The 15,826-nt window shown below is 67.1% G+C and carries 15 protein-coding genes and 1 tRNA gene; 6 read left to right on the top strand and 10 right to left on the bottom strand.

Translation table 11 applies throughout. The features are described from left to right. Positions 1–78: 78 nt before the first annotated feature. The 4 genes from GEU84_RS04885 to tdh all read left to right on the top strand — a co-directional run bounded on the left by GEU84_RS04885 (position 79) and on the right by tdh (position 4,771). Positions 79–1,548 (top strand): protein adenylyltransferase SelO, encoded by a 1,470-nt coding sequence (locus GEU84_RS04885; protein ID WP_152824239.1) that lies wholly within the window; start codon positions 79–81, stop codon positions 1,546–1,548. 265 nt (positions 1,549–1,813) lie between these two features. Then, positions 1,814–2,374: a helix-turn-helix domain-containing protein gene (locus GEU84_RS04880; RefSeq protein ID WP_152824240.1), complete on the top strand. Its 561-nt coding sequence runs from the start codon at positions 1,814–1,816 to the stop codon at positions 2,372–2,374. 169 nt (positions 2,375–2,543) lie between these two features. After that, positions 2,544–3,737 carry a glycine C-acetyltransferase gene (locus GEU84_RS04875; RefSeq protein ID WP_152824241.1) on the top strand — a complete coding sequence of 398 codons (1,194 nt, stop codon included), beginning with the start codon at positions 2,544–2,546 and terminating at the stop codon, positions 3,735–3,737. A gap of 8 nt (positions 3,738–3,745) precedes the next feature. Further along, on the top strand, positions 3,746–4,771 hold the full coding sequence (tdh, locus tag GEU84_RS04870; RefSeq protein ID WP_152824242.1) for an L-threonine 3-dehydrogenase: 1,026 nt from the start codon (positions 3,746–3,748) through the stop codon (positions 4,769–4,771). A gap of 33 nt (positions 4,772–4,804) precedes the next feature. On the opposite strand, the gene GEU84_RS04865 is transcribed toward tdh, so the two are convergent. Further along, positions 4,805–5,581: a DeoR/GlpR family DNA-binding transcription regulator gene (locus GEU84_RS04865; RefSeq protein ID WP_152824243.1), complete on the bottom strand. Its 777-nt coding sequence runs from the start codon at positions 5,579–5,581 to the stop codon at positions 4,805–4,807. Positions 5,582–5,972: 391 nt separating this feature from the next. Between GEU84_RS04865 and GEU84_RS04860 the strand changes: the two genes are divergently transcribed. Both GEU84_RS04860 and hisD (GEU84_RS04855) read left to right on the top strand, forming a co-directional pair. Next, positions 5,973–6,048 (top strand) — tRNA-Thr (locus GEU84_RS04860). A 394-nt stretch (positions 6,049–6,442) separates the two neighbouring features. Beyond that, a complete protein-coding gene (hisD, locus tag GEU84_RS04855) occupies positions 6,443–7,735 on the top strand; it encodes a histidinol dehydrogenase (protein ID WP_152824244.1) in 1,293 nt (430 codons plus the stop codon). 6 nt (positions 7,736–7,741) lie between these two features. Here the strand turns inward: hisD (GEU84_RS04855) and GEU84_RS04850 are convergent, their stop codons facing one another. Genes GEU84_RS04850 through hisD (GEU84_RS04810) form a run of 9 tightly spaced genes read right to left on the bottom strand, consistent with a single transcriptional unit; the run spans position 7,742 to position 15,770 of the window. Next, the gene (locus GEU84_RS04850) at positions 7,742–9,121 is read right to left on the bottom strand and encodes an amidase (protein WP_152824245.1); all 1,380 of its coding nucleotides are present in this window, start codon (positions 9,119–9,121) and stop codon (positions 7,742–7,744) included. Further along, positions 9,114–9,278 carry a hypothetical protein gene (locus GEU84_RS04845; protein WP_174539322.1) on the bottom strand — a complete coding sequence of 55 codons (165 nt, stop codon included), beginning with the start codon at positions 9,276–9,278 and terminating at the stop codon, positions 9,114–9,116. Before GEU84_RS04845 ends, GEU84_RS04850 begins: the two co-directional genes overlap by 8 nt. Next, positions 9,278–9,973: an RraA family protein gene (locus GEU84_RS04840; protein WP_152824509.1), complete on the bottom strand. Its 696-nt coding sequence runs from the start codon at positions 9,971–9,973 to the stop codon at positions 9,278–9,280. Before GEU84_RS04840 ends, GEU84_RS04845 begins: the two co-directional genes overlap by 1 nt. Continuing rightward, complete coding sequence (locus GEU84_RS04835; protein ID WP_152824508.1) at positions 9,973–10,662, bottom strand: alpha/beta fold hydrolase; 690 nt, start codon at positions 10,660–10,662, stop codon at positions 9,973–9,975. Before GEU84_RS04835 ends, GEU84_RS04840 begins: the two co-directional genes overlap by 1 nt. A 46-nt stretch (positions 10,663–10,708) precedes the next feature. After that, the gene (locus GEU84_RS04830) at positions 10,709–11,689 is read right to left on the bottom strand and encodes a cupin domain-containing protein (RefSeq protein ID WP_217438513.1); all 981 of its coding nucleotides are present in this window, start codon (positions 11,687–11,689) and stop codon (positions 10,709–10,711) included. A 5-nt stretch (positions 11,690–11,694) separates the two neighbouring features. Then, the gene (locus GEU84_RS04825; protein ID WP_152824246.1) at positions 11,695–12,684 is read right to left on the bottom strand and encodes a nuclear transport factor 2 family protein; all 990 of its coding nucleotides are present in this window, start codon (positions 12,682–12,684) and stop codon (positions 11,695–11,697) included. 4 nt (positions 12,685–12,688) lie between these two features. Beyond that, positions 12,689–13,699, bottom strand: a complete 1,011-nt coding sequence (locus GEU84_RS04820) for a LacI family DNA-binding transcriptional regulator (protein ID WP_152824247.1) — start codon at positions 13,697–13,699, stop codon at positions 12,689–12,691. Then, positions 13,699–14,463 carry an SDR family NAD(P)-dependent oxidoreductase gene (locus tag GEU84_RS04815; protein WP_152824248.1) on the bottom strand — a complete coding sequence of 255 codons (765 nt, stop codon included), beginning with the start codon at positions 14,461–14,463 and terminating at the stop codon, positions 13,699–13,701. Before GEU84_RS04815 ends, GEU84_RS04820 begins: the two co-directional genes overlap by 1 nt. Beyond that, positions 14,460–15,770, bottom strand: a complete 1,311-nt coding sequence (gene hisD, locus GEU84_RS04810; RefSeq protein WP_152824249.1) for a histidinol dehydrogenase — start codon at positions 15,768–15,770, stop codon at positions 14,460–14,462. Before hisD (GEU84_RS04810) ends, GEU84_RS04815 begins: the two co-directional genes overlap by 4 nt. Positions 15,771–15,826 lie beyond the last annotated feature (56 nt).

The raw sequence follows: 15,826 nt of genomic DNA, 5'->3' as shown, positions 1-15,826 counted from the left end.
GGCCATCCGGTCAGACCCGCCCGTTGCCCCGGCCCCGGCGATACCCCATATCTGCCATGACCAAGCCCGGAACATGCCATGACCCTGCCTGCCTCCGCCGTCCCGCTGCCCGCCTTTGGCTTTGACAACAGCTATGCCCGCGATCTGCCCGGATTCTATGTCGACTGGCAGGCGGCAGAGGCTCCGGCCCCCCGGCTCTTGCGGTTGAACCATGCGCTGGCGGCGGAACTGGGGCTGGATCCGGCGGCGCTGGAGCCTGTCGCCGCCGGCGTGTTTTCCGGCAACCTGCTGCCCACGGGCGCGCATCCGCTGGCGCAGGTCTATGCCGGGCACCAGTTCGGCGGGTTCTCGCCGCAACTGGGCGACGGGCGCGCGCTGCTCCTGGGCGAGGTGATCGACCGCAACGGCGCGCGGCGTGACATCCAGTTGAAAGGCTCGGGCCGCACGCCGTTTTCCCGCTCGGGCGATGGCAAGGCCGCCATCGGCCCGGTGCTGCGCGAATATCTGATCGGCGAGGCGATGCATGCGCTGGGCGTGCCCACCACCCGGGCGCTGGCGGCGGTGACGACCGGCCAGTCGATCCTGCGCGACACCGGCCCGCTGCCGGGGGCCGTGCTGACCCGCGTGGCCGCCAGCCATATCCGCGTCGGCACATTCCAGTATTTCGCGGCGCGGGGCGAGGTGGCAAAGCTGCGCCAACTGGCCGACTACAGCATGGCGCGGCACTACCCGGCACTGGAACAGGGCGATTACCTTGGCTTTTTCCGCGCGGTCGCCGGGGCGCAGGCGCGGCTGGTGGCGCAATGGATGGGCCTTGGCTTCATCCATGGCGTGATGAACACCGACAATGTGGCCATCTCCGGTGAGACGATCGACTATGGCCCCTGCGCCTTCATGGAGGCCTATGCGCCGGGCACGGTGTTTTCCTCGATCGACAGCGGCGGGCGCTATGCCTATGCCAACCAGCCGCTGCTGCTGGGCTGGAACATGGCGCGCTTTGCCGAGGCGCTGCTGCCGCTGCTGGATGCGGACGAGGATCGCGCCGTGGCATTGGCAACCGAGGCGCTGGGGGATCTGATGCCCGCCTACGAATCCGCCTGGCTGGCGGTGATGCGCGCCAAGCTGGGGCTGGCGGGTGAAGATGCCGGCGATGCCGCGCTGGCGCAGGGCCTGCTTGCCGCCATGGACGGGCAGGCCGCGGACTGGACGCTGACCTTCCGCCGCCTTGCCACGGCAGTCGGGGGCGATGCGGGCCTGCTGCGCCCCCTGTTCGCCGATGCGACGGCGCTTGACGATTGGCTGCCCCGCTGGCGCGCGCGCCTCGCCCCGGGTGCGGGTCAGGCCATGAACGCGGTGAACCCCGCCTGTATCCCCCGCAACCACCGCGTCGAAGAGGCGCTGGCCGCCGCCCAACACGGCGACATGGGACCGTTTGAAACCCTGCTTTCGGTGCTGGCCACCCCCTTCACCGACCAGCCCGGGCGCGAGGGCTATGCCCTTCCCGCGCCCGCAGGCTTCGGGCGCTACCGCACCTTCTGCGGCACCTGACTGGCGGGCCTGCGGCGGACAGCCCCTCGAATGCCCCCGCAAGGCCAACTGCCCTGCTGCCCGACATTCACATCGGCAGACATTCACACCAACAAACATTCACACTGGCCCAAATATCCCCGCCGGAGGCCTGCGCCGCCCGGCCCTCCGTGACCGGCCTCCAGCCCAGCCGTGGCAACGCCGCCCGAGGCCCCTCGATGGGGCCGAGGGCGGCTCCCCCGGCGCGGGCATTGACGCGGGCCTGCCAGCCCCGCAAAGTGGCGCCATGAACCCGCGCTCCGACATACATGATAGGCTGGCCCTGTCCCTGCGCGAGGCGCGCAAGGCGCGCGGCCTCAGCCTTGATGCCGTGGCCAAGCTGTCAGGCGTCAGCCGGTCGATGGTCAGCCAGATCGAGCGCGGCGAATCCTCGCCCACAGTGGCGACGCTGTGGAACCTGACGCAGGCGCTTCAGGTGGATTTCGCGGGCCTGCTGGAGGCAAAACCCGTGCCCGGCATCGACGTGACCCGCGCCAGTGCCGCCCCGGTGATCGAGGGGCGCGGGCAGGGGGTGCGGATCCGCATCCTGTCACCGGCCGAGGCGGTGGGCGAGCATGAGGTTTATGACCTGACCTTCGCGGTCGGGGGCGCATTGATCAGCGAGGCGCATTCACCGGGATGCCGCGAGCATCTGACGGTGATCGACGGCGTGCTGCGCGTGGTATCGGGGCCCGACGACTCGCTGCTGGCGGCGGGCGACACCGCGCGCTACCCGGCGGACCGGCCGCATGCGATTTCGGCGGTCGAGGGGGCTGCGCGGGCCATTCTGATCGTGCAGGACAGTTAGCGGACCAAGGCTTGCCGGCGCCGGGGGGCTGTCTGCCCCCCGGACCCCCCGAGGATACTTGCCTCTGGAAAGAGGGGGGGGCAGATTCCGTGACAGCGGATTTCTGTCCGCTATATTGACACAGCGGGCTGATGGCGGCATATTCCGCCAAAACGGAGGAGCATCTGTCATGGCGGACAAGGCGGCATTTCTGGGCCATATGGCCGACACTCTGGCGGGCATCGAGGCCGATGGCCTGTTGAAGCGTGAACGGCTGATCACCTCGGCCCAGGGTGCGCATGTGACGGTGGCCGGGCGCGGGATGATCAACCTCTGCGCCAACAATTATCTGGGGCTGGCCGATCATCCGGCGCTGGTGGCGGCGGCCAAGACGGCGCTGGATGGCCATGGCTATGGCATGGCATCCGTCCGATTCATCTGCGGCACGCAGGATCTGCACCGGGAGCTGGAGGCGCGGATCGCGGCCTATCTGGGCAAGGATGACAGCATCCTGTTCGCCGCCTGTTTCGACGCCAATGGCGGGCTGTTCGAGCCGCTGCTGGGCCCCGAGGATGCGGTGATTTCCGACAGCCTGAACCATGCCTCGATCATCGACGGCATCCGGCTGTGCAAGGCGAAACGCTATCGCTATGCCAATTCCGACATGGCGGATCTGGAGGCGCAACTGGTGCAGGCGCGGGCCGATGGCGCGCGGTTCATCATGGTGGCGACGGATGGCGTGTTTTCCATGGACGGCACTCTGGCGAAACTGCCCGAGGTGACGCGGCTTGCCACGCAATACGGCGCGCTGGTGATGGTGGATGACTGCCATGCCACGGGGTTCATGGGACCGGAGGGGCGCGGCACGCCCGCACATTTCGCGGTGGATGTGGACATTCTTACCGGCACCCTGGGCAAGGCCTTGGGCGGGGCGCTTGGCGGCTATATCGCCGGGCCGCAGGCGGTGGTTGATCTGCTGCGGCAGCGGGCGCGGCCCTATCTGTTTTCCAACGCGCTGCCGCCTGCTGTGGTGGCGGCTGGTCTGGCGGCGCTGGATCTGGTGGAGGCGGCGGATGACCTGCGGGCGCAACTGTTGGAAAATGCGGCTTATTGGCGGGCGGGTCTGGCCGACGCGGGGTTCCGGCTGCTGCCGGGGGAACATCCGATCATCCCGGTGATGCTGGACGAGGCGGTTCTGGCGCAGCGGATGGCGCAGGCGCTTTACGAGCGTGGGGTGTATGTCGCGGGGTTCTTTTTCCCCGTGGTGCCGAAAGGGCAGGCGCGCATCCGCACGCAGATGAATGCGGCGCTGACGCGGGCCGATCTGGATTTTGCACTTGATGCCTTCCGTGCGGCGGGCAAGCACGTGGGGGCTTTGCAATGACCAATGAAATGAAAGCACTGGTAAAGGCCCGCCCCGAGCCGGGGCTGTGGATGGAGACGCGCCCCGTGCCCGACATCGGGCCGGATGACGTGTTGATCCGCATCAGGAAAACCGGCATCTGCGGCACCGACATCCACATCTGGAACTGGGATGAATGGGCGGCGAAAACCGTGCCGGTGCCGCTGGTGACGGGGCATGAGTTTGCGGGCGAGATCGTGGAACTGGGCCGCAATGTCGAAGGCCTGGCCATCGGTCAGCGCGTGTCGGGCGAGGGGCATCTGATCGGCAAGCTGTCGCGGCAGTCACGCGCGGGGAAATTCCATCTGGATCCGGCAACGCGGGGCATCGGCGTGAACGAACCGGGGGCTTTCGCGCAATATCTGCGGCTGCCTGCGTTCAACGTCGTGCCTCTGCCCGACAGCATTGATGATGAGATCGGCGCGATACTGGACCCTTTGGGAAATGCCGTTCACACCGCCTTGAGCTTTGATCTGGTGGGGGAAGATGTGCTGATCACCGGCGCAGGCCCCATCGGCATCATGGCGGCGGCGGTGGCGCGGCATGTGGGCGCGCGGCATGTGGTGATCACCGATGTGAACCCGGCGCGGCTGGCGCTGGCGGCGGAAGTCACCGATGTGACGCCGGTGAATGTGGCGACGGAGGATCTGCGCGATGTGATGGCCCGGCTGAAGATCGTGCAGGGTTTTGACGTGGGCATGGAGATGTCGGGCAACCAGATGGCGCTGGATCAGATGGTGGAATCGCTGGTGATGGGCGGGCGCATCGCCATGCTGGGCATTCCGACCGGCAAATCCCCGGTGGACTGGAGCCGGATTGTGTTCAAGGCCATCACCATCAAGGGCGTCTATGGCCGCGAGATTTTCGAGACCTGGTACAAGATGATCGCCATGCTGGAAAACGGGCTGGACGTGCGCCGCGTCATAACCCACCGTTTTGGCGTGGATGATTTCGAGACGGGTTTTGCCGCCATGCGGTCGGGGCAATCGGGCAAGGTGGTGCTGGACTGGGGCTGAGGCGCGGTTTTTCTGGACCAGCGGCTGCGGCCCTCAGGCCCCGGCAACCTCCACCTCTACCCCCGCCAAGGCCAATGCGTGGGCCAGATCTGCGGGTGGTGGCGCATCCGTGACCAGACGGCGCACCAGTGACGGATCGGCGATGCGGATCGGGGCGGTGCGGCCGAACTTGGTGGCATCGGCGGCGATAATGACCTCTTCGGCCTGTTCGATGATGGCGCGGGACAATTCGGCCTCGCGCAGATCCTGCAACATGAATCCGGCGCGGGCGTTGATTGCCGCCGCCGACAGCACGGCATGGCGCACCTGAAACTGCCGCACAAAGGCCAGCGCCTCGGCACCAAAGGCCCCGCCATCATGGCTGCGCAATTCGCCGCCCGCCATGAACACCCGGTTGCCGTTGCGCGCCGCCAGCGCCTGCGCCACCGCCAGCGAATTGGTGACAACCAGCAGATCGCGGTGGTTGCGCAGCGCCTCGGCCACATGGGCGGTGGTCGTGCCGATGTCGAGGATCAGCGAGGCGCCGTTGCCGATCATCCCCGCCAGATGGCGCGCGATACGGCGCTTGGCGGTGGGGTTCTGCACGAAACGCTGGGCAAAGCTGGGCTCCGGCCCCCAATCCTTCAGATGCACGCCGCCATGCACCTTGGTCACAAGGCCCTGCGCTTCCAGCCGTTTGACGTTGCGGCGGATGGTTTCCTCCGTCACCGCCAGCCGCTGCGCCAGATCCTGCACCCGGGCCGAGCCAGAATCATCCAGCAGGTCAAGGATTTCGCGTTCGCGGTGGCTGGCAGGAAAATGGCCGGGCATGTGGGATTGGACTGTTGGTTTTGCGACGAATGGAGGGCAAACACTGCCGAAAACAACATACAGGCAAAGGAAAGAAACATAAAGCCACATTTCATTTGACAGGTTGTGACGCGGGGTCAACGATACCTATGCGGCTTGCAACGGGTTTGCCGCACCCCGGCGGTCAGGCCGGGGGACAAGTGCCGGGCTGGTGCACATCTTGTCAGCATGTGCAGCGGCACATGGAAACGGGGCGGGGGGGCGTGTGTGGACCGCCCTTCTGACCCCGGGGCGGGCCAATCCCCGGCCCGCCCGTCTTTGGCGGCCAGACCGGTTGATGCGCCGTTACCACCTGCCACCCCGTTTCGCCTGCTCTTGCCAGCCCCTGCGCCTGACGCTATAGCGGGCGCGTGCCCCTATAGCTCAGCTGGTAGAGCGTCTGATTTGTAATCAGAGGGTCGGGAGTTCGAGTCTCTCTGGGGGCACCATTTCATCGCAACCTTCTGAAAATCCGGCAGTCCGCGCCTCGCGTGGCACGTCGCGACAGCGCAGCCCGGATTGCTGCGGCTGCCTTGCCATTGCCGCCGCAGTGCGGTGTGGGTGATGGCGGGCTGACACAGCTTCCTGTGTGCAGAAACTGCTTTGCGCAATCCTGTTGGGCAAACCTGTGCGGCAATAGCCGCGTCCCATGCTTCGGGGGCGCGGAACGCTGAAACCGGGTGGTTCAACTGGCCGGTCGCCTGACTTGCACGGCACAGACAGCGTGGTGAACAGTTTTGCAAACGAATGCAAAAATCATTGGCCCCGCGCCGCATCTGTGATATTTCCCGCTGGCACCGGCGCGGAATGCCGGCACAACTGGCAGCGCGGAGCATTTGCAACATGAATCCCACCCCGTCTTCGGTCCCCGGCGTCACCTGGCTGAAGGCCCCCGCACCCGCGACCTCGGGCGACACCGCCCGGATCGAGGCGCTGGTGGCCGAGGTATTGCGCGAGGTGCGGCAATCGGGCGATGCGGCGGTGGCGCGCTTTGCGCTGGAATTTGACAAGGCGGAACTCGCGGCGTTTGAGGTGCCGATGGAGGACCGCCTGGCGGCGGTCGCCGAGCTTGATCCGCAAACCCGGGCCGATACCGAATTTGCCATCGCCAATGTGCGCGCCTTTGCCCAGGCGCAGCTGGCCACCATCCTGCCGCTGGAAACCGAAATCCGCCCCGGCGTGTTCATGGGGCACCGGGTGATTCCGATCGAGCGGGTGGGCTGCTATGTGCCGGGCGGGCGGTTTCCGCTGCTGTCCGCCCCGGTGATGACCATCGTTCCCGCCAAGGTGGCGGGTGTGGATGAGGTGGTGGCCTGCCTGCCACCCAACGCCCACCGCGCGATGATCGCGGGCTGCCATCTGTCGGGGGCTGACCGGATTTTCCGCATCGGCGGCGCGCAGGCGATTGCGGCCATGGCTTACGGCACCGAAACCGTGCCGCAGGTGGTCAAGATCGTCGGCCCCGGCAATGCCTTTGTGAACGAGGCGAAACGGCAGGTCTTCGGCCCGGTGGGCATCGACCAGCTGGCCGGCCCGTCCGAGATTTTCATTCTGGCCGACAGCACCGGCGATGCGCAGATGATCGCCACCGATCTTTTGGCGCAGGCCGAGCATGACGTGCGCACGCGGGTCGGGCTGATTACCACCGATGCAGGCCTTGCCGCCGCCGTGCTGGCCGAGGTGGAGGCGCAGTTGGAAACCCTCAGCACCGCGCATGTGGCCGCCCCCGCCTGGCGCGACTTTGGCGAGATTGCCATCTGCGACGACGAGGCGGCGATGATCGCCTATTCCGACCTGATCGCGGCCGAGCATCTGCAGGTGCATACCGCCGATCCGCATGCCATGGCGAAACGGCTGCGCAACTATGGGTCACTGTTCATCGGTGAACTGGCCAGCGTTGTCTATTCCGACAAATGTTCGGGCACCAACCACACGCTGCCCACCATGGCGGCGGGCCGCTATACCGGTGGGCTGTGGGTCGGGGCCTATGTGAAAATCGCGACGCACCAATGGCTTGATGAACGTGGCGTGGCCGCCGTGGCCCCGCCCGCCGCCCGGCAAAGCGCCAGCGAGGGGCTGGAGGGGCACCGCCGCGCGGCCCAGCTGCGGCTGGACCGGATGCAGGTCAAGGGCTGACCCGCCTCAGCGCCCGCCCGTCTGACGGGGCGGGCGCTGTGCGGCATGGTCGGTGGCCGCCTCGAACGCATGGCCGATGCGGCAGAGCCGCGCCTCGCTGAATGCGCGCCCGATCAGTTGCATGCCCATCGGCAACCCACCGGCAAAGCCGATGGGCAGGGCCAGTGCCGGGTGGCCCGTCAGGTTGAACGGCAGGGTGCGCATCGCCGTCCACACCGCCTTGTTCCCGGCAAAGGCGGCAAAGGGCGGGGCGGGGGCCAGAACATTGGCCGTCACCACCGCGTCAAACCGCGAAAGGATGGCATCGGTTTCATCCCGCAGATGGCGGGCGGCTGTGCGGGCATCGGCCAGATCAGCCCCGGTCAGCCCCAGCCCGGCCAGCAGGCTTTGCAGCGCCTGCCGCCCATAGGCGTGCAGCCGGTGACGGTGGATGGTCAGCGCCCGATGGTGCAGGATGATGGCCCCAGCGGCCTCCATCACCGCATAGTCGGGCAGGGCGATCAGGCTGATCCGCGCGCCCAGCAGCGACAAGGCCGACACCGCATCGTCCATGGCGACCAGCACGGCGGGATTCAGCGCGGGGTCAGTGGCGAACCAGTCGCGGGCATAGCCGACGTGCATTCCGGCAATGGGTTGGCCCAGTTCAGCCGCCGCAGGCCCGGCGCAGGCGCGGCTGGCCGGGTCGCGGGCATCAAACCCCGCCATGGCATCCAGCATCAGCGCGGCCTCGGCCACCGATGCCGCCAGCGGGCCCGCATGATCCAGATCGGGCGACAAAGGAAAGATGCCGTGCCGCGACACCAGCCCGTGCGTGGGCTTCAGCCCCACCACGCCGCAATAACAGGCCGGGCTGCGGATCGACCCGCCGGTATCGGTGCCGACGGCCACGCGCACCAGCCCCGCCGCCACCGCCGCAGCCGAGCCAGAGGATGACCCGCCGGTGATATGGTCGGGGTTCCAGGGGTTCACCGGGGGCGGGTGGGGGCCGTCGAACGATGGCCCGACCAGCGCATATTCATAGGTCGCCACCTTGCCCAGCGGCACCGCGCCGGCTGCCAAAAGGCGTTCCACCACGGCGGCATCGGTGGCGGCGGGGGTGGCGGGTGCCGCCCGTGATCCGCAGGTGGTGGGCAGGCCCGCCATGTCAACCAGATCCTTGATGGCAAAGGGAATACCCTGCATCGGGCCACGGTCGATCCCTGCGGCAAAATCGGCATCTGCCTGCGCGGCGCAGGCCAGCGCCCGGTCAGGTGTCACGGCAACAAAGGCGCGGATGGCGGGGTTTTCCGCCGCGATCCGGTCAAGATGCGCCTCGGCCAGCGCGCGGGCGGTCAGCCGCCCCGCCCGCATCTGCGCGCCTGCCTCGGCAATGCTGCGGTCAGGCATCCGGGGCCTCGCGCGCGGCAAGATAGGCCTGCACCAAGGCACGCGATTGCGCCAGAAACGCCGCAGTCTGGCGGATGCCGTCACGTTCAGCGGCGGTCAGGGCAATGCCGGTGGTGTCCAGTGCCGCATCCGGATCGGGTTGAGGGGCGTCTTCCATCAGGTGCGCGCCGCCTCGAACGCTGCCCATGCCACCTCGAACGCTGCAAAGTCGAAGCCGGGGGCGCGGGCGGGGTCAATGATCAGCCGTTCCGTCGCGCGCATCCGGTCAATCGCGGCGGCCAGATGCGGCACCACTTCGGGCGGTATCACCAGCGCGCCGTGCCGGTCGGCGTGAATCAGATCGCCCTGCGCCACGGTCAGGCCAAAGATCGTCACCGGCTGGCCCAGTGAACGGACATGCACGAACCCATGGCTGGGGCCGACCGACCCCGCGATGACCGGAAAACCGGGGGCCATGTCGCCCAGATCGCGCATCACGCCATTGGTCAGCGCGCCCGACAGGCCAAAGCCCTTGTGGATCGTGGTGTTCACCTCGCCCCAATAGGCGCCGATGGCATGCGGGTAATCCAGATCCTCGATCACCGCGACGGCCGGTTTCGTGGCATCGGCCATGGCGCGGTAATAGGCCATGCGGCGCGCGCGGATCACGGCGGGCGGTTCTTCCGCAGGGTGCAGGGCGGCGATGGTCGCGGTGACGGAATAGCCGACGACGGCAGGCGCATCGGGCGCTGAACACAGCATCGTGCCCCGGGTGAATGCGGCAAAGCCGCGCTTGCCCTGCACCACCTCGATGGCGTTGCACACGGTCGGCGTATCCACGGATCGCAGCTGGGTCAGCAAGGCGGCGTCCATCATTCCTCCCACCAGCGGCGCAGGGCCGCTGTCGTTTCCATCGGTTTTTCCAGCACGGGCAGGTGGCCCGCGCCGTCGATCACCACCAGCCGCGATTGCGGCATCAGGCGGTGCATCAGGGCGTGTCTTTCCATCGGACAAAGCCGGTCATGCGCGCCGGTCAGCACCAGCGCGGGGCCATGGAAGGCGGCCAGCGTGGCGGTCTGGTCGGGCCGTGTGGCCAGCGCGCGGGACTGACGGGCGAACACCTCGGGGCCAAGCCCCAGCGCCATGTCAAGGCACAGCGCAGCAATGCCCGGCTGGCTTTCCGCATCGGCCAGATAGTGCGGGATCATGTCGCGCTGCATCACGCGGTCCAGCCCGCCTGCAATCGCCTCGGCGATCTGGGCGGGGCGGCGTGCCTGCACCTGCGCGGTCTCGGCCAGGGGATTGGTATCCAGCAGCGCCAGTTTCGCCACCCGTCCGGGGGCCTGACGCAGCACCTCCATCGCCACGATGCCACCCATCGACAGCCCGGCCAGCGCGAAACGGGGCGGGGCCACCGCCAGCACGGCCGCCGCCAAGCCCTCGACACTGTCCGCCTCGGTGCAGGGGGCGTGCAGCAGGGGGCAGCGGGCAAAGGCGGCCATCTGCGGCGCGAACAGCCGCGCATCGCACATCATGCCGGGGATCAGCACCAGCGGCATCATGTTGCGCAGGCCACGGCGGCGGGCCAAGACCGGGGCTGGGCGCTGGTCAGCCCCTCCACGTTGGCCCGGCCTTGTCGGTGGTTGCGCGCACCCGGTAAAGGCTGGCCTCGCCGGTCATCGCCGGGGCCAGCGCATGCGACAGGCCGGGCGGGATGGCGCAGGTGTCACCGGGGTTCAGCGCGGTCGTGCCTTCGGTGCCGGCCCCCGCATCCCATGTCAGCCGCCAGTGTCCGCGCATCGGCATCAGCACCTCATGCGCGTCAAGGCTGTAGGGGGTGGCGGGGATCGACTGGCGCGACAGCAGTTCCACATCGAACCCGGGCCGGTCGCGCAAAATGGCATCGGGGCCGATCACCCGGGCGGGCTGGCGGTCAGACAGCGCCATCATGTCCCAATACCGGGCCACATGATGCGGCACGACCTCGGCTGTGGTGGGTTCGGGAAAGGCCGCCAGTTCTGCCTCGGTCAGCAGCGGCATCGGGGCCACGCCTGCGGGCAGGCTCTGGCCCTTCTTGCTGTCATAGAGTTTGCCGTTCTGGCCCAGCACCAGCCCGTGCCCTGCGGCATCCTGAATGACCTGCGGCGCCCAGATCACCCCGCCGCCCGCGTCATCACCGCCCAGAATGGCCATGATCATCCCGTAATCGGTGCCTACATTCTCGAACCCGCGAAAGATGCCGGTGGGGATGTTGATGATGTCGCCTTCCTCCAGCACCACTTCGCCCGCCGTGCCCCAGCGCCCCCAGAAGAACCGCCAGCGGCCCTTCAGCGCGAAGAACACTTCAGCCGTGCGGTGGGAATGCAGGCTGTTGCGGCATTTCGGCGGCTGGCCCGCCGCGCCGATGTTGAAGCCGGGCGTATCGACGATATGCACATGCTGATCGGCGGATTCGGACACGCCGCCGCCGATGATGGTGAAGTTTTCCTTCTGGTCGGACCCCGGGGTATGCGCGTCGATGAAGGCGGTCTTGCAGGGCCGCAAATCGCCGTAGCGCACGATGCGGGCGTCCATTTCGGCCATGGTCAAAGTGGTCATAGGGCACCTTTATGCAGAAGGATTTGTTTCCAGACGGCTGTTTCATCGAACAGCGTGAATTCGCGGCGCAGGCCCCAGCCTTGCGCGCCAAAGGGGCCGAATTCGGCATGGCTGATGCCCAAAAGATAGACCGGCGCACCGCTGGGCGGACCAAAAGCCCCCCAACCGGCATGGGTGCCATGCAGGCTCCAGCGCAGCGCGGAACGGGGTGGCATCAGCGGGTCGTCGCGCCCGATCTGGTGGTGGATTGTGAAGGTGGCATCCGGCAGCGCGGCGCGCAGGCCCATCCAGAACCGGTCGGCAGCCGCAGGCCCGTGGGCGGTGACGCCGCCCGGATATTCCAGCTGCGCCGCGCGGTCATAGGCCTGCGGGATCACGGTAAAATCGGCAGCCATGATGCGTGTCAACATGTCGGCATGCCGCTGGCCCCAGGGGTTGTCATTGCCGCGCCCGGCATAGGGGCCGGGCCGGTCATTGCCGGGGGTCAGGGGTTTCACGCAAGCCTCCGGCCCGCCTTCGCGCGCGATCTGGTCACGGGCAAAGGCCTGCGGATCCCAGCCCATCTGCCGCACGATGGCGCCCTGATCGCGGATCAGCCATTCGTCGTTGATCTGGTTGGCGATGGCGTGGCAGTCGGCCATGATGCGGTAGGTCAGCTTCTTGCCCGTGGCCGCACCATAGGCACCGTCGCCCAGATGCGTCGCGGTGGACAATATCCGGTGCGATGACAGCATCCCCTGTTCCGGCGTGCCCGACCAGATCACATCCTCGGCCAGCAGCTTGCGGTCGGGAAATTCGGCCAGCGTCGCCATGGTGGCGGCAATCACCCGGTCATTGCCCACCACCACGCTACCGGGCGAGCGCACCACGATATCGGGGCTGTAATAGCGGTGCAAAGTGGCAAGGCCGCGATCCTCCCATATCTCTTTGGTGATGCCGATGATGTAATCGGGAAAGTCGCGGAACTTCGGGTCAAAGCCGTGCATGGGTCTACTCTGGTTTGCGGACCGAGGTGCGGATCACCAGCGGGCCGTCGATGCGGATTTTGCGGGGGGCGCTGTCGCCGGATTCGATCTGGCTCAGCAGCGCCTCGACCGTGGCCTCGACCATGCGGTTCACCGGCTGGCGGATAGTGGTCAGGCCATAGGCGGGCCAGGCGGCCAGCGGCACATCGTCATAGCCCACGATGGAAACGTCGCCGGGCACCGACAGGCCAAGGTCATGGCGCAGCGCATCCATCACCGCAAAGGCCATGTGATCGTTGCCCACAAAGATCGCGTCGGGTCGGTCGGGGCCGCGGCACAGGTCGCGGGCCACCTCGGCCGCCACCTCGCGCGAATACATGCCGTCGATCATCGCATGCGGGGCCAGCCCCGCCGCATCCATCGCCAGACGAAAGCCTGTGGCCCGGTCGCGCCCGGTGGATGCGCCCTGCCAACCCATCACATGCGCGATGCGGCGATGGCCCCCGGCTATCAGGAATTCCGTGGCCCGCCGCCCGCCCGCGATATTGTCGGATGTGACCTCGGACAGGCGCTCGTCATCCTGGCCCCGGTTGAACATCACCACCGGAATGCCCACGGCGGTGCAGCGCGCCGTCAGGTCGTTGGTCATGGCAACCGATGCGGTGATGATGCCATCCACCTGATAATCCAGCAGTTCCTCCATCACCTGCGCGACCTTTTCGGTCGAATTCTCGGCCATGAAGATCAGGATGTGATAGCCCTTGTTCTGCAAGGCGCGGCTGAGCAGTTCCATCACAACGGGGTAGAACTGGTTTTCCAGATAGGCCACCACCAGCCCGATGATGCGGGTGCGCCCGGTGATCAGGCTGCGCGCCAGAACATTGGGGCGATAGCCCAGCTCTTCGGCGGCCTGCCGCACCTTCTGCACGGTGGATTTCGAGGCTGACGCGCCGGGCGTGAACACCCGGCTGACCGCCGACTGGCTGACGCCCGCGCGTTTGGCAACCTCCAGCGATGTGACTTTGTCATTGGCCATCAGTCTGCCGTCCAACCTCCATCCACCAGCAAGGCCGCCCCTGTGATCAGCGCAGCCGCATCCGAGGCGAGAAACGCCACGGCACCCATGATATCCTCCACCTCGCCCACCCGGCCCAGTTTGATCTTTGACAGGATCCAGGCCTTGCGTTCGGGGATTTTCAGCGTCTGTTCGGCCAGCGGCGTGCGGATGAAGGTGGGGCACAGCGTATTGACGCGGATGCCATGTTGACCCCATTCGATCGCCATGGATTTGGTCATCCCCTCCACCGCGTGTTTGGTGGCGGCATAGACCGCGCGGTCGATGCCGCCGACATGGCCCATCTGGCTGGAGATCGTGATGATCGACCCGGGCTTGCCCGCCGCGATCAGCCCGCGCGCAACGGCCTGCGCCAGAAAGTAGGCGGCGCGCACGTTCACGCCCATCACCGCGTCATAATCGGCGGGGGTTGTGGCGGTGGCGGGGCTGTGCCGCGCCAGACCGGCAGAGTTTACCAGCACGTCGAACGGGCCATGTTCTGCCACCGCCGCCGCCGTCGCGTCTATATCGGTGACATCCAGCGCCAATGCACTGGCACGAAACCCCGCCGCCCGCATGTCATCGACAACGGCGGCCAAAGCCGCCGCCCCCCGCGCCGCCAGAACCACATCGGCACCCTGTTCGGCCAGCGCCACGGCAGCCCCCAGCCCGATGCCCGACGACGCGCCCGCCACCAGCGCACGGCGGCCATCAAGGCGAAAGCTGGGGGTGCGGGGCAGGGTCATTCCGCCGCCGTCCCGTAAGCCACGTTGCGACCGCCATAGCGGCGCACGCGGATGTTGCATTGTTCGGCATGGCCGACGAAACCTTCCAGCATGCACAGGCGTGATCCGTATTCGCCGATCATCGCCGCCGCCGCATCGGTGGTGATGCGCTGATAGCTGTGGGTTTTCAGGAACTTGCCCACCCACAGGCCGCCAGTATAGCGCCCTGCCTTCTTGGTGGGCAGCGTGTGGTTGGTGCCGATCACCTTGTCGCCATTGGCCACATTGGTGCGCGGCCCCAGAAACAGCGCGCCATAGCTGTGCATGTTTTCCAGATACCAGTCGTCACGGTCGGTCATCACCTGCACATGTTCCGATGCGATATCATTCGCCATGGCCAGCATTTCGTCATGCGTATCACAGACGATCACCTCGCCATAGTCGCGCCATGATACGGCGGCGGTGGCGGCGGTGGGCAGGATTTTCAGCAGGCGGTCAATCTCGGCCAGCGTCGCCTCGGCCAGCTTGCGGCTGGTGGTCAGCAGCACGGCGGGCGAGTTGTAGCCATGTTCGGCCTGCCCCAGCAGATCGGTGGCGCACAACTCGGCATCCACGGTGTCATCGGCGATGACCATGGTTTCGGTGGGGCCTGCGAACAGGTCGATCCCGACCCGGCCATAAAGCTGGCGCTTCGCCTCGGCGACAAAGGCATTGCCGGGGCCGACCAGCATATCCACCGGTTTCAGCGTCTGGGTTCCAAGCGCCATGGCCCCCACGGCCTGCATGCCGCCCAGCACATAAATCTCGTGCGCGCCGCCCAGTTGCATGGCGGCGACAATGGCGGGATGCGGCTCGCCCTTCACCGGCGGGGCCGCAGCCACGATGCGCGGCACACCCGCCACCGCCGCCGTCAGCACCGACATATGCGCCGAGGCCACCATGGGAAACTTGCCACCGGGCACATAGCAGCCCACCGACTGCACGGGTATCGTGCGGTGCCCCAGGATCACGCCGGGCAGAGTTTCCACCTCGATATCGGTGATGCTGGCGCGCTGCGCCATGGCAAAGCGGCGGATCTGGTCTTGTGCGAAACGGATGTCGTCCATATCGCGGGCCGATACCTTTTGCATCGCCGCCTCAACTTCCGACGCGGTCAGCAGGAAACTGTCACGCGCATAGCCGTCAAACTTCTGGCTCAACTCGCGCACCGCTGCGTCACCACGCGCGGCAATGTCGGCCAGCGTGGTTTCGACCGTGGCGCGCACGGCGGCATCGTCGGTGGCGCGGTCGGCATCCGATTTGCCGCGTTTAAGATGGGTGATGGTCATTCTATCCTCCTTGCCCCTGCGGGCATGACGGGGTGAACCCCGCCGTTCGTTCCGGT

The organism is Fertoeibacter niger, from assembly GCF_009380135.2.
GTDB classification, from domain to species: domain Bacteria; phylum Pseudomonadota; class Alphaproteobacteria; order Rhodobacterales; family Rhodobacteraceae; genus Fertoeibacter; species Fertoeibacter niger.
Note: the sequence above shows the minus strand (reverse complement) of the source record. Positions and strands in the feature narration are given on the sequence as shown.